Below are 21,153 nucleotides of genomic sequence, written 5' to 3'. Positions count from 1 at the left end.
CCGTGTGCAGTGGATTTTTATATTCTGTTTAACATCCGTTTGACCTCCATGAAATAATGGGCTGTTATGATCAAGACATCAAGAGTACCTGGGAGGGGTTCTATGCGTCTTGCTTTATTTACAGACACATTTCTTCCGCAAACGAATGGTGTCTCACTTACGCTTCAGCGCCTAACCACTCATTTGAACTGGCGAGGTATCGAGCATCTGCTATTTTCGCCGAAATCTGCTCCTGAAGACAGTTATGCCGATCCCATACGTCCCATTACCAGTATCCCCTTTTTCTTATACCCGGAATGTAGACTCGCGCTGCCGAATATGTCCTCCATCCAGTCAGAGCTAAAAGCGTTTCGACCCGATCTGCTTCATTTGGCTACTCCGTTCAATATCGGTCTATGCGGCCTTCGCTATGCGCGAAAGCTTGGCCTGCCTCATGTCGCCTCCTACCATACCCATTTTGATCGCTATCTTGAATATTATCGAATGAAAAAAATTGTTCCTCTTTATTGGAAGTACATGAAGTGGTTTCATCGGTCCTGCGATGCTACCTTCGCGCCCTCCAATGAAACACTCGATTCCCTACAAGCTCAAGGTTTTCAACGTTTGAAGCTTTGGTCTAGAGGCATCGACTGCAATCTCTACACTCCGAAAAAACGCAGCCATCAGGTCCGTGATCGTTACGGAATTACCGCACCGATATTACTTCTGTACGTGGGAAGGATTGCTCCTGAAAAAGATATCAACACCCTTGCTCTCGCCATGCAGCAATTGCCCGAGTCTATGCAAGCTCAGGTACATTGGTTAGTTGTTGGAGACGGTCCCTTATTATCAGAGATGCGGGCGCAGGCGCCGCAAAATGTCACGTTTACGGGCTACAAACACGGTGAAGAGCTTGCCCAATTGTATGCCTCAGCTGATCTATTCGTCTTCCCTTCCAGTACGGAAACCTTCGGTAATGTTGTCCTTGAAGCCATGGCCTCTGGACTGCCTGTCCTCGCCGTAAATGAAGGCGGGGTGAAGGATCTGGTTACACCCGGTCGCACCGGAATAATCGCCCCACCTCGTTCCCCGGATGCTTTTATTCGTGAAATTTGTGCATGTATAGAGCAACCCCAAAAGCTGGCTGCTATGGGTTATGAGGGGCGACAGCTGGCGCTCGGCCGCTCGTGGGAGAGCATTTTTGATGGACTCATTCGCGAATATGAAGAGATCATTGAGAATAGACGCTTCGATCTTATACCGGCTTTACTACCATTAATATAATAATGACGATAGTGAGCACATGTACAGCTGCTTCTAACGGAGCGATCTTGTTCATAGCGGCGTTGTAGCCTACAGGGATTTCGTCGCCTTCACTCGCCATCACGAGCTGGGTCAGCTTTTTCAATCGAGGCTCAACAAATCCAATAATAATGACTTCTATCACGATAAAAAATAATAACGAAAGATTGATCCACAACACCGACAAGCCCATTTTATCAATGATCATTAACAAAATGCCTGTAACGATCAGGGTAATTCCACCCGTTTTAGGGAATCTGTTGATTGTCTTCATCATGCCAAATACAAAACGAAGCTGGCTGCCTGTCTTGGCAGAGCTTGTCAGTATTGGCAGCACAAAAGCTGGTCCAATTCCCACTATGGCCGCTATAACATGTATGACTACCACAATCTTAGAGATAATATCCGTCAATTCCATGATTACAATCCTCCCTATCATTCGTTGTTTAGATTCATATGACGATGATAGTGGAAATAGTCTTGCAGAATCCTTTAAATCTTAGATAATCTCAAAAAGCGCCTAGCCGGATATTACCGACGTAGGCGCTTTTTTAACTATTGCTTAATTATTTTACCGAGACTTTCATAACTGTACTTTCACTAACGCCTTGATCATTCATCAGTTCTACACGGTATTCATAAACACCCGGAGATCGATTCGTGATCGAAGTAGAAGCCGTTTGGGCATTCGGAGTATTTGCTGTTAAAGTCTGTGTATCGATCAGCACTCCATTCTCATACAAGCGATACACTTTGCCGTTCATCCCCCACCATAGATTCATGGTCACTTTATACTCGCCATCACCATCCCAGTTGTCATTAGATAACACTGGCTTACCTGGCGCAGCATCCTTCACTTTAACCACATGAGAAGTAGATACCGTTGTTCCAAAAGAATTGGTTAGCTCAGCCGTGTAGGTGTAGGTACCGTTTTCTTTTCCAGTAATACTAGTCACTGCGGTCTGTGTGGTTGGGGAGTCGTCACGTAAGGTTTGAGTGTCTATTAAGGTACCGTTCTCATATAGCTTGTAGATCGTACCATTGTTGCCCCACCACAAGTTCATTGTGATTTGGTAATCACCATCCAAGAGTCCTGTATCCTGCCCATTGTTATTGGATAGAACCGGTTGCCCCGGAATTCCTGTAGCCTTCTGAGGTCCGTTTACGACTATAATTACTTGTTCTGTAGTCGAGAGTCCAGCGTTATTCACAGCTGTTGCGATGAACGTATGTGATCCCGTAAGTCCTTTGAGTGGAATCTCATCTCCATAGACAACTTCTTTTCCATCAAAGGTGATATCCAGACTACGAATACCAGACTCAGGATCTTCTGCTACGACCTGTACCTTCAAGATATCCGATTCACTCATTTGAGTAGAAGGTAAACCCGTTATTGCAGGTGGTGTAGTGTCCTCTGTTTCCACAGGCGAGCCTACATATTGAATTTTTGGCGCCGCTGGTTGTTCCATGCCTTCGCCAAGAAAAAATCCAGGATGCGGAGGTTGATTATAACCCGCGTTCTGCCAAGATACTCCCAGTCGGTAGATCGGATCATGCATCAATGTGCGGATACGATAATCTGTCATATCCGTTGTTGTATAGATTCGTAATTCAGAACTGTCCGTTGCTCGCCAGATCACTTCTTCACGCCAATCCCCGAACAGATCCGCCTGCAAGCTTGGATTCGCCTTGGTGCCATTATTAGAAGAGGCCCCAGTTGCCGTCAACAAATTAGCTGTTGTCTGGTTGGTGTAATCCCACTTATCCACTCGATTAGAATCCAGCAATTCCCGCAAAAGATCGCCATCCCACCAAATGCCGAAATTCGTTGAGGAAGGCAGCTTATTCGTGATTAGCTCTCCCTGTGCACTGTATACGCCTGTAACAGGGATCTGCACTTCATTGGTAATCGTTGCAGCCCATACCTCTTCCCCAGCATAACGCGGGTCAATATCTGCTGACATTCCACGTCCAGTATCAATTCCTGTGAACACACCCCATATGGTTTCCCCTGTAGCTGCATCACGCATTTCAATACCATACTTGGAATCGGTATGCTCATGTACATCAAAGACCTCCAACCCCGGTCTGGTAGGATCAAGATCTCCGAAATGGATCGCATCCCCATGACCAAGCTTTGTATTATACAGTGGCAATCCATCATCATCGATCGCCATCGCGCCGAAGGTTATTTCGTCCTTGCCATCACCGTCTACATCTCCAACAGAAAGGTTATGGTTGCCTTGACCGGCATACTCTCCATATCCTTCATCGTTGGAATCGAAACGCCATACTTTTTCGAGCTTGCCACCACGATAATTGTAAGCTGCAAGCACGGTTCTAGTGTAATAACCACGGCTAAAAATCACGCTTGGCTGTTCACCATCTAAGTAAGCTACGGCGGCTAAAAAGCGGTCCACCCGATTACCATAGGCATCGCCCCAAGCGCCCACATCACCACGCGGCGGATCATAACTAACCGTATCCACTACCCGGCCTGTTGCCCCTTCGAACACTGTTAAATACTCATTGCCGAGGGGCACATAACCCGAGCTATTGCGATAGTCTGCACTTGCATCACCGATCACGGTACCTTGACCATCAACCGTACCATCTGCTGTCTTCAGCATAATCTCAGCACGCCCGTCACTGTCCAAATCGTAAACCATGAATGGTGAATAATGCGCGCCCGCACGAATATTAGGCCCTAAATTAATCCGCCATAAACGCGTGCCATCTAGCTTATAAGCATCCATATAGACTAGTCCTGTATAACCTGCTTGAGAGTTATCTTTACTGTTCGAAGGCGACCATAACATAATGATTTCGTAGACCCCATCACCATCCACATCCCCTACACTTGCATCCCCTGCACTATACGTATAAGGCTGACCGTCTTTGGTGTAATCATCTGCTGGTTTTTGCAAGGGGATAGATAGGTATTGCTTCTGCCATACGCTGAATTCTTCCGAAGCCGCTTTTTCGACTCCATTGATTACTGATGTAATTCTATACTTGGCGTCAGCTGTACCGGAACTGTCAAGATAGTTCGTGCTTTGAGTAATTAACGAATCATTTAGCTTCTCTTCCCCACGATACAGATTGAATCCAATCGATTCTGGATCCAGACCTAACATCCGCCAGCTGATATAAACACCCGCATCTGTCTTAACCGCTACAGGCGCACGATCCAGCGCCTCCATCTTCCGGTATAGCGTTGTCACCGCTGAGGTTTCCAGCGAAGCGGAAAGATCAGAGATACCGCCTGCATTTACCGAGGCAACTTTGTAATAGTAAGGAATTGTACTTAAAATGGTCGTGTCTGTGTATGAAGCTTCGAATGATTTGCCGATTAGAATGAACTCACCATCCGCGGATTTCGCACGATAAATGTTGAACATCCTTGCATCCGATACCTCATTCCACGTAAAGGTCACATCATTTTTGTTCGTAGATTGTACTGCTAGACCACTAGGTACGGCTGCTTTTGCTACAGATGGATCAATCATAGATACCTTTAAGGCATTGGAGCCTACGGATTCCAGTCCTGTGCTATCGACCGAAGTTACCGTATAGATGTATTCCATACCGATATCCGCAGTAGTATCTGTGTAAACTGGCCCTGTTGTTTCACCTAGCAGCTCCGCGCTGCTAGCAACAGTTGCCTGCCGATAGACTCGGTATTTCAGTGCACCATCCATTTCATCCCAAGAAAGATTGGCTGTAATAGGCTCGCTGTTTAAATCCAGACCACCCAGCTTCAGATTCGTTGGAGCTAATAATAGAGGTGTGATTTCCAGTCCATTGAGATGGGCCGTTGTGCCACTAAAAACAAGATTCATCTGACCGTCTTTGACAGCGATCTGGTTATACAGCTTCTCAGCAATATTTTCCTTACCTGAAGAGACTGTTCCATAATCTTTGCCTTCAATTACTACGTTCGTCTTGGTAGAACCAATCCAATCTCCGGTATAGGTCTTAACGGAATAATAACCATTCGGTAAATCAACTTTAAATTCATACGAGCCTCCAAAATAGATCACGAAATCTCTACGAAGGGCATCAGTCGCACTACCGCGATCTCGATCACTCATACCTTCACTTGAGGACAAGCCATAACCACGTTCTGTTGTATAAAGTACATTACGATTCACTTCCGTATAACCGGCGGCAACGGGTGAGCCAACAGGTCCAAAATCATAACGATATTGAGCGGACTTCGTAGTCAGCTTAACTTCATCTGAAGGCTCAGACTCTCCTAACCCATTTACTGCAGTCACTCGAACGGAGTAGCTGTTACCTTCCGCCATTCCGCTTAATGTTAAAGTTGGAACAGTGGCAGTTCCCGCCAATGCGTAAGCAGTTTCAGCTTCGGACGCTAGCTTACGATAGATTTTATAAATATCAGCACCCTCTACTTTATCCCATTTCAGTACTGCACCTGCATTACTGATACTTCCCGCTACAAGACCTTGTGGCTTGGCAGGCACTGTTTCTGGCTGCTTAATGTCCTGTACAAAGCTGGAGAGCGGAATGTTTAATTGCTCTATTCCTTTGGCCAACAGACGAGCCATTTGAATCGCTCCGTACTCTTGAAAGTGAGTATCGTCTGCTGACCCATTCGGGAAAGCACCATATATCCCTGCATCGAGGTGAAGGAATACAGAGCGTGTAGCTGCAAAACCAATCGAATTGTAATAAGCGACACTTAGCGCGCTAAGATCAACCATTTCCACATGCAGCTCATTGGCTACCTCTTTCATCGCCTGCACATATTCAGGGAAACTCACATTAAATTTTTCCGTGGCAGCATTATAATCTCTGCGGCCCATCGGGGTCACCAGAATCGGAGTCGCTCCTCTTTGTCTGGCACCCTCGACATACGTTTTTAAATAATTTTTGTAATCTGCTGGAGAGGCATACCGATCAGGAACACTGATCGTTGCGTCATTGTGGCCAAATTGGATAAGGAAATAATCACCTGGCTGTATCTTTCGCAGTACTTCATCCAGCCGCCCCTCTACAATAAATGACTTAGAGCTGCGGCCTCCGATAGCGTGATTCTTAAACGTTACTTCCTCACTAAAGAAATCAGGAATCATTTGTCCCCAGCCAGCCTGTGGTATCCAGTAAGGATCGTAAGTCTGCACAGTTGAATCACCCGCAATATAAACTGCAGGCAATTCATTAGCAGGACGATTTGGCTGCTTAGTAATCACCAGTGCATTGATATTAGGCTTCGTGCCAGAGAATACCAAGTTCATTTGTCCATCCACCAAAGCGATGTCAAAGCTCATTTCCAAATACTGACCAGCTGTTTTACTTGTCTGCTGAACTTTTTGGATCGATTCTACTTTGATGCCAATGTCTGTGTCTCCGGCGCTATCTCCAGCGATAAGTGACACAGTATAGTCACCATTCGGTAAATCTACATTAAAGGTAGTATCCTTAGGGACCACCAAATCCGATCGCAAAGGATCAGTGGTTCCCCGGTCTACACCAGTTACCTTTGATATATCCATAAATCCATATTTAACCGCAGAGGAATAAGATACCCCTGCATCGACCTTAAGATAACCTTCCGCCGCAGCACCTGGGCCAAAATCAAAGGAATATACATTTCCTTCTGGCAATGTTACAGGTGGCGTGTATACCATACTTTCAACTTTGTTAGATAACTGGGATTCTCCTTGGGCATTAGCAGCTTTTACCCCATAATATTGCCGTTTAGAGGTATCCACTGCTACATCCGTAAATGTCGCTGTCTCCGACTGGCCAATCTCTTGGAAGGATCCATCTGCTGAATCAGACCTTAAGATTGTATAACGGGTAGCTCCCGCCACGTTGTTCCAACTTAGCTGAACAGAACTCGCACCCACGCTGACAATCGAAAGGCCCGTTGGTGCTGCCGGAACCTCTGCCCCCGGAATTTCATCTACCGTCACAGGTGCACTCAAAGCAGACTCCTCACCGCTGCCTTTAACAGAAGACACATTATAAATGTAGCCACTGCCTTCATTTACGTCTGAATCCACGTAGCTGTTAGCAGTAACTTGAGCTACCGATTCAATAGTCCCGCTAGGAAGCTCTGTCCGATATATATTGTAATAGACTGCTTCTGTCACGCTGCTCCACCCGAGAGAGACCGCAGTGGGTGAGAGATTCGTAACCGCTAAGCCCTCAGGAGCCTGCAGTGGACCCGGCACGATTTGCTGAATCATAAGACCATTTAAATATCCGCCAACCCCTGTACCCGTGATGCCAACGGTTAGTTGACCGTCTTGGACAGTCGTGCGGTAGGTGGCTTGATTTACAGCCTGCTTGCTGCTTATTGAACCAGCCGTTATTCCTTCTAAGGTAATCGTAGTTTTAGTTGTACTTGTACCTGCCAATAAATCTCCTGAGAATACAGTCACATCGTAATCCCCATTAGGAAGATCCACTAGAAAGGCGTAGGACAATCCCAGTACAAAATCATTTGTCAGTTCATCTCCGCCCGAGCGATTTCTTGAGGCAACCGCCTGATCTAAACCATATCCTAGCTCCTTCGTATACAACTTAGATTCATGCACCCCTGTATAACCACTCATTACAGGACTTGTCGCCGTTCCAAAATCATATCGCAAAGTTATTGGACCTGAATCCGCACTGGCTGGTTGCACCCCAAATGTTGTAGAGGGAAATAGAGATGAACAAATGAAGACCCACGACAATAACACAATAAGTATTTTATTCCCCATTTTATTTCTCTTCATCTTCCGTGCTTCACCCGCTTTCTTATGATTGAAAGAACTTAGTACGCATCTGGCCCCGTTGTAGTAAACGCTTACAATAAGCTTCATTGTCATTCGTTCTTCAAATATAAGTTCACTTCGTGCGCGTATCCCCTCCTCCTTGCTCAGACACTTTTCTGGATAATTATTTCCAGATGCACTCATATCCAACACGATACTACCACCTAAGTTTCACTATGAACATTTAAAAAACAGAGTTTATCATACACTAAACCGTTCAAATCACTCGCCTATAGTTATAAAATCCTACGATTTTGTGACAAGCTGGGACATAAAACCCAGAATACACCTATACATTTTTAATTTCATATGAGTAAATCATTTCAAAAAACAGCAAAAAGACCTCCTTGGTTTCCCAAGAAGGTCTTTGAGTTATGGTTAGATCTTACCGTTTAAGCTCCCACCTGGAGCAAACAATCGTTCGATATGCTTTTGAACCGCTGGATCCGGAATTAATGGTGGCGCTTGATGAGGTTTAACACGCGCATCAATAATCACGTTATCACATGACCAATGCTTATACTCCGTTGAACTGTTCACGCCATATATATCATGTGAAGGATTGCTGCGTGTGAACGTCGCCCATAGGAAATTCTCAATTCTATCACTTAAGAACTCGCTGTCATCACACACAATAATCATCGGACAAGATGGGAGTGCTCCCTGTTCTTGAATCGCTTCGCTAAGCTTGTTCATTTCCTGCGCTGCTTCAGCGTAAGTAGTGAATTTAGAGCCTTGAAGCGCCACGAGACCCGGCATCACCATCTTTGCATGTCCAAATCCCTGTAGTTCTTCAAGCATGTCAGGAACCTCTGTACATAGCTCTCTTTTCTTCTCCCCAACCGCAGCGAAAATCACCTTACTTCCGCTGTTTAGTCCTGTACCAGAATAATCAAGGGTATCAATCGTTGTATTCGTATAGAAATGAATATCTCTGCGAAGATTAATTCGCTCTAAAATATACGTCAAGAAATCCTCAACATCATGTGTGCTGATAGGTTGTTTCTCTTCGGCTGTAATAAACAAGAATTTAGCTAAACTAAGCTGACCTGTGCCTAATATCCGATTCGCGATCGTAAGAATCTCCGCTGGCTGCTTCACTTGTTGATAAGGTGTATAACGTTCACTGCCAATCGCAAACAAAAGGGGATGAACACCTGCAGCATCTACTGCATGAACTTCTTTGACACCCGGGATTTCTTGTCGGATAGCTCCGCCCGTCAACTCATGAATTAACTCACCAAAAGCGGTATCCTCTTGTGGGGGTCTGCCGACAACCGTAAATGGAAAGATTGCATTCTTTTTAGCGTACACTTTATGTACTTTCATAACTGGAAAAGGATGCACCAAGCTGTAATAGCCTAAATGATCGCCAAAAGGTCCTTCCGGCTTCGTCTCACCAGGATGAATCTCCCCTGTGATCACAAAATCCGCATCATTACTAATGCAATATCCATCTACATAGCTATAGCTGAAATGACGTCCCGAAAGTAAACCGGCAACGATCATCTCACTCATACCCTCAGGCAAAGGCATTACAGCCGATAACGTATGCGCTGGAGGTCCGCCGATAAAACAGCTCACTTTAAGCGGTTCTCCTTTTCGATTGGCTCTTTCTTGATGCACGCCGATACCGCGGTGAATTTGATAGTGAATACCAACCTCTTTATTGAGTTCATAATCATTACCATTCAATTGAACACGGTACATCCCCAGATTGGAGTTCATAATGCCAGGCTTGTCTGGATCTTCGGAATACACTTGCGGCAATGTGACAAAAGCGCCACCATCCTCTGGCCAATGTGTGATCAGCGGAAGATCAGAAATACTGATTTCCTGAAAACCACTTGGTAGACCACCCGGCTTTTTAATAGGCAATGCTTTTCTTGCGGATAGTCCTGTCCCTACATATTTAAAAGGATTCTTAAGTGCCTTCATAGGATCGTTACGAAGTGCAATTACGTTATGTGTGGAGTTCCAAGTACGCCGAAAAATAAACTTACTGCGCTCTAGCGTTCCAAAAAGATTAGATACGGCACGAAATTTCGAGCCTTTTACATTTTCAAATAATAATGCAGGGCCACCAGCTTCATAAACCTTCAAGTGAATCGCGGCCATCTCCAGATAAGGGTCCACTTCTTCACGAATACGAACCAAATGTCCATGTTTCTCTAAATCATTAACACACTCTTCTAAATTGCTATATTTCATTTCATTACTCCGATCTCTAGAAGGTTATTACAAGATTTCTTGGATGCTTTAATTATACCCTGTAACTTTTTAAAATAAAGCGATACCCTATGTAATAGAACATCCCGCCGTTATCTTGTATTCTCAGGTTTGGGTTCATCTCGCAAAATATTTCTGGCAGGAATCCCTACAGCTGAAGCATTATCCGGCACATCCTTAACCACAACAGACATAGCTCCGATATTAACATCGTTCCCCAACGTAATCGGGCCTAGTATCTTAGAACCTACTCCGATAAATGCTCTATCACCAATCACGGGTTCCCCTAAGTTATTTCTCCCCCCAATGGTCACTTGGTGAAAAATAGTAGCGTTGTTACCAATCACCGCTTTAGGACTAATGATAATGCCATTTAACCCATGAGGTAAATGAAGTGCATCACCAATTTGAGCCTCTGCATGAAGCTCTCCACTTGCAACAATTCGAACAAATAGCACATCCATTATTCGATATAGGAGCCACAAAGGTTTGCGGATCAGGCCACTTTTCACCCGATAATACACCCAATTTCCAAAACGATAAGTAAACAAAGCCATAATCGTTTGTGGATTTTTTAGATTCGCCTTCCAGTCCGTTTTGAATGATTTCATCATTGTATCATCCTCCTATAGGGGCAAGATATGAACTATATTCTCGTGAAATGAAAGCATTAGTGTGGCAAGCATAAACGCCTTCGGCGTCCTTACAAGGACGGTAAGCGTTTAAGCGAGAAATAGAAGGATGATGTATAGCGTGAAACTTATACTTTCTTATATTTTGAAAAAATATTCTGGGAGGATCGCAGGATGGAGAGTCATTCGGGTGATTGTGCTTTCACCAGTGTATGTTAGATTCAGAGATTCATCAAGAAGTGGACAGTTCTCCCTATATAAACATCAACCGATTACAAGCCTTCCTAAACAACAACACGCGCCGAAGTATTATCGGCGCGCGCTGAATGCTATCTTTTCTATTAAATAAGATCCAGAACAATCACGTTCACAGAATGGGCAGCTAGATTTACAATTGCAGTGTCTTTATCAAACCTGATTTCCGTTTCAACTGGAGTAACCTTCTCATCATTTTTTCTGTTCACATTAGGTGTGTGAACTAGCGAAGCATCGCCCGTTAAAGTAATCCATTTACCGGTAGTAGCTACGTTTAAGCCTTTTAGATCAAGCTTCGTTGCTTTCTCTACACGATCCGCGTTCACAAGCTTCACATAGAGATGCTTATCATCTTTAGTAACGGAATTGTATACTTCTCTGTTATACGCTTCGAGCTTATAATCAAGCACTTTGCTTGTTGTCTTGCCATCTGTGTAAGAGCAAATCAAATGCTTGCCATCTGCTCCACCATAATTAACAGTGATGGTATATTCCGTATGATCCGCTAGTTCTTCATAGCAACTAGCTCTTAGGTTACCCGCTGCTGTACTAGAAGAATAATCGCCGAGTGTATAAGCTTCAATCCCTTGCTTGTACACCTTGACTCCTGTGGCATCGCCATTATAGCCAATCGCATATTCGATAGCATCTTTATTTTCCGGTGAAATGTCTGTCAGACCTGCACCTACATAGAAGCCATCTTCGCCGGAAGCTTTTTCAAGAACGACCTCTACTTTATAATTAGTCCACGCGTCATTGAGAATATACAATCCATTCAGCCCGCTGTTCTGTGCCTTCAAGACTAGACCTTTGGAAGGATCAATCGTATATCCGGCAGAACCAGGAATGACTTTCCAAGCTTCATGCAGCGGCTGTGTAAAATCTTGCTCTAGCATAACGCTGCCATCCGTATTCGAAGTAACCTTCACCCGCTTCACAACTACAGATGATTTCCCGGCAGCCACTTCAATTCCTCCGTGAGGAATGAGGTCTACCTTTTCCCCGTTGCGATATGTCGAGAACGATGTGCCAACCACTTTGGTGCCGAGATATTTAGCATACAACTGTTGAACATAGTAGTTCGGCGTGTACCATACAGTTTCATCATCGAACCAAATGCAATCTGGTGTCCATCTGTAGGTGCCATCTGTTAATACCTTATTGAACAAAGGTGCCGTTGCAGCTAGTCTAATCACATCAGAGTTATTCTCAAAGCTGGACATAATCGCCGCTTCAGCAATCGCTCCTGCCAATGTATTTTTATCTGTCGAAGCATATTCACCCACAAAAACCTTCGAAGTTTCAGCCTCGTCTAAGCTGCCGTCTTCTTTATAAGCTCTGTAATAGTAATTGTAGCGATCCGCATTCTCTAACAAATACTCGTTGGAACGGTAGTAATGCTCGTCCGCAATCGTATCCATGTAGTTTTTTTGTTTCTCATACCAGGTAACCGTCTCTTCAATACTCGATGTCCCATCCGTGAAGCTGATCTGTTCCGAGCCCTGTAGATTTCCGCTTAGGAATTTCCAGCCTTGTTGATAGGCATCATCATCTGCTTGTGCTCCAACCGTAGAAAGAATGGTCAGTTCATGATCAGGGTAGTTTTTCACCATATATTCATCAATCGTTGTTTTAAAATACTCGAAGTTGGCAAAAAACTCTGTGCCCCAGTTTTCATTCCCCACACCCAAGTAACGCAGGTCAAACGCTGCTTCATGGCCCATCTTTTTACGCAAAGCGGCCCACTCGTTATTGTCAAAATCCATGCTAATCGCGAAATCAATCAGATCCGTAAAGTTCTTCACATAATAATCTCTTAACGCACCGCCAGCTGGATTCGCATAATCCGAACGAGCTTGACAGAGTACGCCGCAGGCCATAACCGGAAGTGGTGTTGCATTCAAATCTTCGGCTAATTGAAAATACTCCATATATCCAAGACCCATGGTCATCATGTAGCCCCATACATTATAGTTCTCTTTGCGAAGTTCGATATCGTTGACGGACTCTTTCCAATCGTACACATTCTCCCAAATGTGAGAGCCTTCAGAAATACAGCCCCCCGGGAAACGCAAGAATGTAGGATGAAGATCGACGAGTGCATTCACTAAGTCTTTTCGCAATCTATAGTTGGAATTTCCTTTATAGTTAGCATGAGCTGTAGCAGAGCGTTCTTCTTCCCCAGCGCCCCAAACATCTTCTGGCATTAAGGAGACCATATCAATGGAAATCTCACCGTTAAAGGTTAAAGCTAGCTGACCGAGTACAGTTTCAGATCCTGTTAATACTAGCTTAGACTCTACACCATACTTCTTCCAGTTACCGTCACCGTACAACTCAACTACCGTTGTATCGCTAATGGCTTTACCATCTTTGTCGAGCAATTGCAGGGTGATTGTTCCCGCTGCCTCAGCCTTCGCCCAAATCGTGAAGTTATACTTAGCATCCTTCTTAATAAACATTGAGCAGTGCTGATTGGAATCCGCAAAGCCTCTGTTATTGATCGTCGCGCCATCTGCCACTGTCACATAATGCGCATTCATATCTTTATCTTCGATTCCAAAGAATTCGTTCAAGCCGCCTGTATGATGAACCGTCATTTTGTCCGTGTCACCGGACCATGCATGAAGAGGTGTATAATTTCTTCCTGTTGAAGTCCCGTGCACACCACATACATGCGAATAGCTGTCAAAAGCAAACGACTCAAAGGAACGATTCTGCACTAGCTCTGCATAAATTCCACCATCTGCCGCATTATTAATATCTTCATAGAATAGGCCATATAGAACTTCGCTAACATCCAAAATCTCATGGTTTCCATCGATCGTTAAGGTGTAGGGTGGCAAACCTTCTGGGAGCACAGACACGGTGAAGCTCTTCTCTACTGTACTGTCACCTTTTTTCAAAACTGCTGTAAGCGTTACACCTTTAGCAGAATGGACGGTTTTATTTACAACTCCCGCATTAGAAATAATTGCTGAGTCACTGGATACCCAGGACACGTCAACTTTTCCACCCATGAGCGAAGCTGGTAATTCGATATCTTTGGTGATGATTGAACTAGTGAAGGTTAAATATTTATCTTTTGCGAGCTTAACGATCTCTTCATCTGTCAAAGACTCACACATAATCTCAATCACTTCGTCCTGCGTTAATCCCGCTTTATATACACGGAAGTCCGAAAGAGAGCCGCCAAAATCTACATCTGCAGCGTACTGGGACTTGCCGATCGTATTGTTACTATAATTCACTTGATCCTCAAATGTAGCAAACCACGTGCGTAGTTTAGCATATGTACCGCTAGAAGTCTGACTTATCATTCCATCCGCAACGATCTCACCATTGACATACATCACAGGTCCTGCACTGCTTAGTGTTCCACCTTTTGTTCCTGTGACCGCAAAGGCAACGTGCACCCATTCACCAGCAGCAAAGGATTTACCAGGATCTGCGACTAAATCTTCCCCCGCAAAACAAGTCCCCCGGAAATTACGCGTTAAAAAAATATAGGGTCCTGTCTCGCCTTTGCCGAAATCGAACAGTCTTTCCCATAAGCTCCCGCCAGCACTTACATGCATCCATGTCGAGACAGTAAGGCCAGTTTGGTCGCTGACCTCTTTAAGAAGATCATCTGGCAAAGAAATATAGGATGTGCCATGTTCTCCACCCGCTAGTGAAACAGCACTTCTACCCGCTACAGTCTGTATGGATGGCAGCTTAGTCCCTGAAGCGGTTCCATCGTTCCCATTCCCCGAGTAATCTTGACCCACATGATCGGGGTTATCAAACTTATAATGCGCTATCAAATTACCATTAATAGATTTATTACTGTTGTCATTGTTCATAGAAGATCACCTGTCATCTTTTGTATTAGAAATCATAAAAGCCTAACCAATCTACTGATTACTACGACAAAACCGCCCCATCCGTGAATCATTTAACCTTTATACGAAACATAATAACACACTTTATAATCAATTAATATATTAACTAATTAATATTTGTGTGAAATAAAAGAAAACTTTTATTATAATCAAAGATTACCAAATCGTACTTTTTATTCATGATAAAATGAATTTGAATGCACGAAGGAGAGATGAAATATGAATAACCATGTAGGTTATGAAACAACAAAACGCGATTTATTTACAATTGAATGTAAAGATATCCTGTTACGAGAGTTTAGAGTGGAGGATTTAGACGAGTTTCACGCACTTACCACGCAGCCTGAAATCATAGAATTTCTGCCCGACTGGAATGTCCCTAAAGAACAACGGCTAGATTGGTTAATAAACTATGAAATGAAAGAAAACCAACAGTTTCTACAAGCGGTCTCAGCGGATGGAAATATCGGGGAGCTTCGTCTTCGTTTAGGCATTATTTTAAAAGAGACGAATGAGTTTATCGGTTGGTGCTGTACAGGAATGAAGGATGAATTACCCGCTCCGAACAGAGAAATCATGTATGCCATATCCAAGGATCATCGCGGCAAAGGGTATACCACACAAGCTGCCAAGGGGTTAATTAAGTATTTGTTTGAGCACACTTCTACTGATGTATTAAACGCTATTGCTCTGGTACACAATACACCCTCAAATAAAGTTATACAGAAATGTGACTTCGAGTTAATTAATGAAATTACGATTGAAAATGAAAGTTATAATTATTACCAGCTTTCTAAGCGGTAATGGCAATAGAAGGCTTAATGAATGCTGGCACACTTTTGATAGATTACAGCACAAGCAAAAACCTCTGCATGGGAAATGGAGATACGATCCATTTACCTAAACAGAGGTTTTTTTGAGCTGATTCATGATTGCTGCTTCATACGAAGCATTTGCGCTAGAAGCTGTTCCACATCTTTTTCCGGGAATGCCGTCATTAGCGTGTCTTTAAAGGTTTCTTGAGCACGGATGAGCTTGGCCTCACCAATGGAGGTTAGGGAGGTATAAATACTTCTGCGATCACTGTCGCATGCTTTTCTCTCTAAAGCTCCGCAGCCCTTGGCTTCAAACCGGCTAACTAGACGTGAAACGGCACTTTGGCTTAAACCAACCATCGATTCAAGTTTCTGCAGTTTCAGTTTTTTCTCTGGGGCTTCCGACAAGAATAATAACAAGTAGAACTCTTTTAAAGATAATCCATGATTCGCTTGCAAATTAACTTCTAATTCATTCGTCACATTCATTTGTATATGCGTTAACGTCAACCAATTCGCGATAAGGTCATTGTTTAGAATTTTGTCCATCTATCTCTTCATCTCCTGAGCGTATGACTATTCATGAATTTTTTCTTCTATATAATAGTACTACACTCCACATCCATTGTGCCAAGCTTAATCCAAAAAAGAGAAAAGACCGTTTCTCCAAGAAGTCGGTCTTTCCAAATGATACAATTTAATTTCGTTAGTCCTTAGCCTTTAATTCTAGGAAATCCAAAGGCATACTGCCGAGGAATACTAGGGTCTTGCTGAAGCTCAACCCCAGCCTCCAGCGTCCAGTATGGATTTCTCAGCATCCCCCGACCAACTGCAACAAGATCTGCTTCCTCATTCCCAATGACTGCATTAGCAAGAGCAGGTTCATCCAATCTGCCTACAGCAATCACCGGTACATTCAAACCATATTTGATCTCTCTTGCCATAGGAACTTGATACGCCGCATGTGTTCCTGGCTTGCCAGCAGCTGCGATAGGACCTTCACCACCTGCACTGATATGGAAAATATCTGCGCCAGCTTCTTTATAAGCTTTACTAAATGCCAAGCTTTCTTTAATGCCGTATCCGCCCTCTACATATTCTTGAGCTGAGATACGCATGATCAATGGCATTCCTTCAGGCATTTCACTTTTCGCTGCACGAATGATTTCAGTACCAAACAAGGTCAAATCTTGGCCATATTCATCTGTTCTTTGATTCGTTAGTGGTGAATGGAACTGATGAATAAGGTAACCATGCGCACCATGAAGCTCGATAACATCAAACCCCGCTTGAATCGCACGCTTCACGCCTAACCGGAATTTTTCAACCATACCCTTCACTTCTTCAGTCGTTAGGGCACGTGGTGTTTTGGAGTCAGCATCAAATGGAACGGCAGAAGAGGATACAGGAACTGCTGCATCTTCAGCCTTACGACCAGCATGAGCAATTTGAATACCTACTTTTGCCCCATAAGCATGACAAGCATCAACAATTCTAGCCAATGCAGGTATTTGCTCATCGGACCAAATGCCAAGGTCAAAATCAGTAATTCGGCCATCAGGCTCTACATCGGTCATTTCAATAATAATTAATCCTGTTCCTCCAATGGCGCGGCTTACGTAATGATTATAATGCCAATCGGTAGCAATTCCGTCCTTGTTAGTCACTGAATACTGACACATTGGAGGCATAACCACGCGGTTCTTCAATTTCAAATCCTTCATTTCATAAGGGGTAAACAAGTTCTTCATGATATCTCTCCTCTTTATAAAAAACTAAATTTATTATGAACATTAAAAACATGTTTTAGCAGAATTTAATTAATGTATGCTCATGCATGTATATTATTATAGAATATCTATGATGTCAACCATGAATGTCTCCTGCGGTTTAATAACTCCACGTATTGTTGAAATCTTTGTCGCAAGGTAATATATGGGTATCTATTTTCTTAGAAAGGATGATCTCACAAGTGGACAAAAAGCTTTTACAATCACATAGTATCTTTCCTACCCTGAATATTGAGCGCACCGCTGCTTATTACAATCAGTACTTAGGCTTTCAAGTTGTGCCCTATTTAGATACGGAAGAACCGCATGTTTGCCTCTATCGTGATGATACAGAAATTATCCTTACTCAATCCCAAGGACAAAGGGTTATTCCTAATCGAGAATTGTATGGCTATGGTTACGATGCCTATTTTATTACGAAACAGCAAGAGCAGCTGGAGAAAGAATTTGAAGCGGCTGGTGTTAACATTGTCCGAGCATTAGCAAACACCGACTATAATAACAAGGAATTTGTTATTGAAGATGTTGATGGGCGCTGGATTGCTTTTGGGATTAAAGGATAAAAAAAACGGCCCTCGGCCGTTTTTCTTATCCTTTAAAAGAGTCCAAATATCTTCTTACAGCTATTTTTACGGGAAGGATTCAGAACATCGGTAACCCCAATCTTATTTAACTTATTAAGAAGTTCTTCCTCGCCATGCTTAACTTTATAATCTAACTCTTCTCCATAAAGCGGAATTAAAGTATAGAAGTGCACCACTTTCTCACTGTTCATTTCCAAATTAAAAAATCCAGCTTTATCTTCAACATCTGGCACCCACACAAACATCCCTTGAAATCCTGTATCCTCACTATAAGGCTTTACTGGATTACCGTTGACTAGCGTATGCCCCATATAGAGCCATGTATTATATTCATGTGGAAACCTAGCCGTTGTTTTTAGCGCACGAACTGGCCAATAATTTCTTTCGTCCTTAAAAGCCTCATCAGACAGCTTCCATGTAGGAGGAAGGCAAATCATTAATTCAGTAAATTGATATTCTTCTGCACCATCTGGTACCTGCATCGCAAATTCACTCATTCCTGATGTAATTAAAGTATAGTAATTCCGCTCAGGCGTCGGGTTAACAATTAGAATATCAATGGACAGAACATCTGAAATAACCTCTTTAAAAATATTATCAATAACCCCTATGTATTGTTCAATATGATTACATATCATCTGATGAGATTGAGCTGAATGCGTTTATAATCCCCTCCCTTATTACTAGATTACAGAATTTCATCTCCACTGCCATTGATCACACAGAAATCACTATGATTATAACTAATGAATGTAGAATAAGCATTACCCTGATTCAATAGATGCTCCTGAAAAAAATTAGCAACAAGCTCATTTATCTGATTATGAATCCCACAAGTTCTATGATATAAAGTCTCGTCCTCCTCAAAAAGAGGCATATCACTAAAGGACATATGCGTTGCCTTTCGTATTTTCAAAAAAGACTTATATCCATTCCAATTCCGGAAAAGCTTCTCTTGTCCTTTGATGAAATCATTTGCTATTTTTTCCTGTAAAATAATGCTTAAGGATTCTAAAGCAGAAGCATTTTGCCTTAATACAAGTAGGGGTACCGAGTTGTTGTTCACTTCATTCTCAATATATAAATGAATACTTGCATCTAATAAAACTGCGGCTTTAATTCTATCATCTTCCATAGTTAAATCTAATGCAGTAGCACCTCCGATTGAATGTCCAATAATGCCGACCTTGTCCATATCAAAACTTTCCATTCTTGAATTCAAATTAGCTAGGTAATCCAAGACATACTGTATATCCTTTTTTCGAATAGAAATTAAGTGATGTAATTCGCTATAATCTGTAGCCTGTATTGTCCTCATGACCTCTGATTGATTCATAAATTCTCCACTTGGACTAACTGTAAACATGGCTTCATAAGCAGCACTGACGGTTACCACTATAAATTCTCGCTTTACCAGCGCTTGTATATTGTAAATATACATATCTCTATCTAAGCCTAGTGCAGGAGAGTAGATAATGACAGGATAGGATCGTTTAGATTTTTGTTGCAATGCTCCCTCGCTGATTGAGGTAGATAATCCATCTATGATATCCATATTCATTCCAATATTTTCTAGAATTTCTCTTGCATGTTGTTCACAGGGCCGGAAAAGATCCATATATTTCATTTCAGATTCGTTGTTATCGAGCAAACCATCCTTATCCGGATAATAAATACTTATCACGATTTTTCTGGGCTCTGACTCTTCTTGGAACGTACCCTTGCGCGTGTAATCCGTTAATACTTCAACTTTTCGAAAAACTCCCATGGTTCCACTCCATTCTTCCTCGTTCACTATATTTTAATTTATTTTCCTATTTATTGAAATGAATTCTCCATAATGTCCATACTAATGTCGATTGCTATGAATGGAATCAAGTTGAATGAACGGTTATAATACCTAAGTGCAGGTGAATCTTTAAAAAACTCAGGGATGTGGAAACTTTAATGGTGAATAATTCAGCATATACACTTTATTTACGTGAGGATTGGAAGAAGCTAAGCGATTTCACCGCTATCCAATTATCAGAAGAAGAGCTTAGTGATATCCAAAGTATTAACGATAAAATTTCGATTGAGGATGTAAATGAGGTCTATCTTCCTCTATCCCAATTGATACATTTGCAGCTTCAAGCCTCTCATACATTTAAAGATTCTATAAATCACTTTCTTAATAACGATCTTAAAAAAGGTCCATTTATCATAGGCATCGCCGGAAGTGTCGCTGTTGGCAAGAGTACAACCGCTAGACTTCTTCAGAAGCTCCTCTCTCAATTACCTTCTCATCCAAAAGTAGATTTAGTTACAACTGACGGGTTTCTACTTCCCAATGCTGAGCTGGAAAAGCGTGGAATCATGAAGAAAAAGGGATTTCCTGAAAGCTACGACACACGTAGTTTAATTTCATTTTTAACTAAAGTGAAGTCTGGTGTTTCGGGTGTTCAAAGTCCTGTATACTCGCATCTAACTTATGATATCGTGCCAAATGAATGTATTACGATCGAGAACCCGGACATCCTAATTGTTGAAGGATTAAATGTTCTTCAGACTAGTTTGACAATTAATCAAAGTATGCCAAACTATTTTGTATCTGATTTCTTTGATTTTTCAATTTATGTGGATGCTGATGTGAATAATATTGAGAAATGGTATATTGACCGGTTTATTAAGCTTAGAGATACCGCCTTCCAAGATGAGCAATCTTATTTTAAAAAATATGCACAGTTATCACTAGAAGAATCTATCGAGATCTCGAAAAGAATATGGAAAGAAATCAATTTTGAAAATTTGATACACAATATTTTGCCTACCAGAAATCGTGCAGATCTTATACTATTTAAAAATAACAATCATCACATAGATCGTATTAAGCTGCGAAAATAAGAAATT

Annotated in this window: 13 protein-coding genes; 4 read left to right on the top strand and 9 right to left on the bottom strand. The window is 42.5% G+C overall.

What is annotated here, in order from left to right; translation table 11 throughout:
- Positions 1–102: 102 nt before the first annotated feature.
- On the top strand, positions 103–1,263 hold the full coding sequence (locus MKX41_RS02695) for a glycosyltransferase family 4 protein (RefSeq protein ID WP_340968547.1): 1,161 nt from the start codon (positions 103–105) through the stop codon (positions 1,261–1,263).
- Here the strand turns inward: MKX41_RS02695 and MKX41_RS02690 are convergent.
- The 5 genes from MKX41_RS02690 to MKX41_RS02670 all read right to left on the bottom strand — a co-directional run bounded on the left by MKX41_RS02690 (position 1,235) and on the right by MKX41_RS02670 (position 15,036).
- Complete coding sequence (locus tag MKX41_RS02690; RefSeq protein ID WP_042186633.1) at positions 1,235–1,699, bottom strand: DUF2269 family protein; 465 nt, start codon at positions 1,697–1,699, stop codon at positions 1,235–1,237. The two genes, MKX41_RS02695 and MKX41_RS02690, sit on opposite strands and share 29 nt — an antisense overlap.
- Before the next feature lie 148 nt (positions 1,700–1,847).
- On the bottom strand, positions 1,848–8,219 hold the full coding sequence (locus MKX41_RS02685) for a rhamnogalacturonan lyase family protein (RefSeq protein WP_340974799.1): 6,372 nt from the start codon (positions 8,217–8,219) through the stop codon (positions 1,848–1,850).
- Positions 8,220–8,453: 234 nt separating this feature from the next.
- Positions 8,454–10,286: a UbiD family decarboxylase gene (locus tag MKX41_RS02680; RefSeq protein ID WP_340968545.1), complete on the bottom strand. Its 1,833-nt coding sequence runs from the start codon at positions 10,284–10,286 to the stop codon at positions 8,454–8,456.
- Positions 10,287–10,396: 110 nt separating this feature from the next.
- Complete coding sequence (locus MKX41_RS02675; protein ID WP_149644713.1) at positions 10,397–10,918, bottom strand: serine O-acetyltransferase; 522 nt, start codon at positions 10,916–10,918, stop codon at positions 10,397–10,399.
- A 359-nt stretch (positions 10,919–11,277) separates the two neighbouring features.
- On the bottom strand, positions 11,278–15,036 hold the full coding sequence (locus MKX41_RS02670) for an alpha-L-arabinofuranosidase C-terminal domain-containing protein (protein ID WP_340968544.1): 3,759 nt from the start codon (positions 15,034–15,036) through the stop codon (positions 11,278–11,280).
- Between the two features lie 258 nt (positions 15,037–15,294).
- Between MKX41_RS02670 and MKX41_RS02665 the strand changes: the two genes are divergently transcribed.
- A complete protein-coding gene (locus MKX41_RS02665; RefSeq protein ID WP_340968542.1) occupies positions 15,295–15,879 on the top strand; it encodes a GNAT family N-acetyltransferase in 585 nt (194 codons plus the stop codon).
- Positions 15,880–16,001: 122 nt separating this feature from the next.
- Here MKX41_RS02665 and MKX41_RS02660 read toward each other — a convergent pair whose 3' ends face one another.
- Complete coding sequence (locus MKX41_RS02660; protein WP_081383065.1) at positions 16,002–16,439, bottom strand: MarR family winged helix-turn-helix transcriptional regulator; 438 nt, start codon at positions 16,437–16,439, stop codon at positions 16,002–16,004.
- 164 nt (positions 16,440–16,603) lie between these two features.
- A complete protein-coding gene (locus MKX41_RS02655; protein WP_340968539.1) occupies positions 16,604–17,641 on the bottom strand; it encodes an NADH:flavin oxidoreductase/NADH oxidase in 1,038 nt (345 codons plus the stop codon).
- A gap of 221 nt (positions 17,642–17,862) precedes the next feature.
- Here MKX41_RS02655 and MKX41_RS02650 point away from each other — a divergent pair, with 221 nt between their 5' ends.
- On the top strand, positions 17,863–18,243 hold the full coding sequence (locus MKX41_RS02650) for a VOC family protein (RefSeq protein ID WP_042186616.1): 381 nt from the start codon (positions 17,863–17,865) through the stop codon (positions 18,241–18,243).
- A 32-nt stretch (positions 18,244–18,275) separates the two neighbouring features.
- Here MKX41_RS02650 and MKX41_RS02645 read toward each other — a convergent pair whose 3' ends face one another.
- Positions 18,276–18,902 (bottom strand): suppressor of fused domain protein, encoded by a 627-nt coding sequence (locus MKX41_RS02645; RefSeq protein ID WP_340968537.1) that lies wholly within the window; start codon positions 18,900–18,902, stop codon positions 18,276–18,278.
- Between the two features lie 50 nt (positions 18,903–18,952).
- Positions 18,953–20,032 carry an alpha/beta hydrolase family protein gene (locus tag MKX41_RS02640; RefSeq protein WP_340968536.1) on the bottom strand — a complete coding sequence of 360 codons (1,080 nt, stop codon included), beginning with the start codon at positions 20,030–20,032 and terminating at the stop codon, positions 18,953–18,955.
- Between the two features lie 179 nt (positions 20,033–20,211).
- Here MKX41_RS02640 and coaA point away from each other — a divergent pair, with 179 nt between their 5' ends.
- Complete coding sequence (gene coaA / locus MKX41_RS02635; RefSeq protein ID WP_339802178.1) at positions 20,212–21,147, top strand: type I pantothenate kinase; 936 nt, start codon at positions 20,212–20,214, stop codon at positions 21,145–21,147.
- The last annotated feature ends 6 nt before the right edge of the window (positions 21,148–21,153 follow it).

The sequence above is a fragment of the Paenibacillus sp. FSL R5-0475 genome (assembly GCF_038004585.1).
Classification (GTDB): domain Bacteria; phylum Bacillota; class Bacilli; order Paenibacillales; family Paenibacillaceae; genus Paenibacillus_AQ.
The sequence above is the reverse complement of the archived record's forward strand: the minus strand, read 5'-3'. Positions and strand labels throughout refer to the sequence as shown.

What these genes read in the sequence shown, in the direction of transcription:
- MKX41_RS02690 (WP_042186633.1), bottom strand. Translation starts at nt 1,699, where the DNA reads ATGGAATTGACGGATATTATCTCTAAGATTGTGGTAGTCATACATGTT.
- MKX41_RS02655 (WP_340968539.1), bottom strand. Translation starts at nt 17,641, where the DNA reads ATGAAGAACTTGTTTACCCCTTATGAAATGAAGGATTTGAAATTGAAG.
- MKX41_RS02660 (WP_081383065.1), bottom strand. Translation starts at nt 16,439, where the DNA reads ATGGACAAAATTCTAAACAATGACCTTATCGCGAATTGGTTGACGTTA.
- MKX41_RS02640 (WP_340968536.1), bottom strand. Translation starts at nt 20,032, where the DNA reads ATGGGAGTTTTTCGAAAAGTTGAAGTATTAACGGATTACACGCGCAAG.
- MKX41_RS02680 (WP_340968545.1), bottom strand. Translation starts at nt 10,286, where the DNA reads ATGAAATATAGCAATTTAGAAGAGTGTGTTAATGATTTAGAGAAACAT.
- MKX41_RS02665 (WP_340968542.1), top strand. Translation starts at nt 15,295, where the DNA reads ATGAATAACCATGTAGGTTATGAAACAACAAAACGCGATTTATTTACA.
- coaA (WP_339802178.1), top strand. Translation starts at nt 20,212, where the DNA reads ATGGTGAATAATTCAGCATATACACTTTATTTACGTGAGGATTGGAAG.
- MKX41_RS02695 (WP_340968547.1), top strand. Translation starts at nt 103, where the DNA reads ATGCGTCTTGCTTTATTTACAGACACATTTCTTCCGCAAACGAATGGT.
- MKX41_RS02670 (WP_340968544.1), bottom strand. Translation starts at nt 15,036, where the DNA reads ATGAACAATGACAACAGTAATAAATCTATTAATGGTAATTTGATAGCG.
- MKX41_RS02675 (WP_149644713.1), bottom strand. Translation starts at nt 10,918, where the DNA reads ATGATGAAATCATTCAAAACGGACTGGAAGGCGAATCTAAAAAATCCA.
- MKX41_RS02685 (WP_340974799.1), bottom strand. Translation starts at nt 8,219, where the DNA reads ATGAGTGCATCTGGAAATAATTATCCAGAAAAGTGTCTGAGCAAGGAG.
- MKX41_RS02645 (WP_340968537.1), bottom strand. Translation starts at nt 18,902, where the DNA reads ATGATATGTAATCATATTGAACAATACATAGGGGTTATTGATAATATT.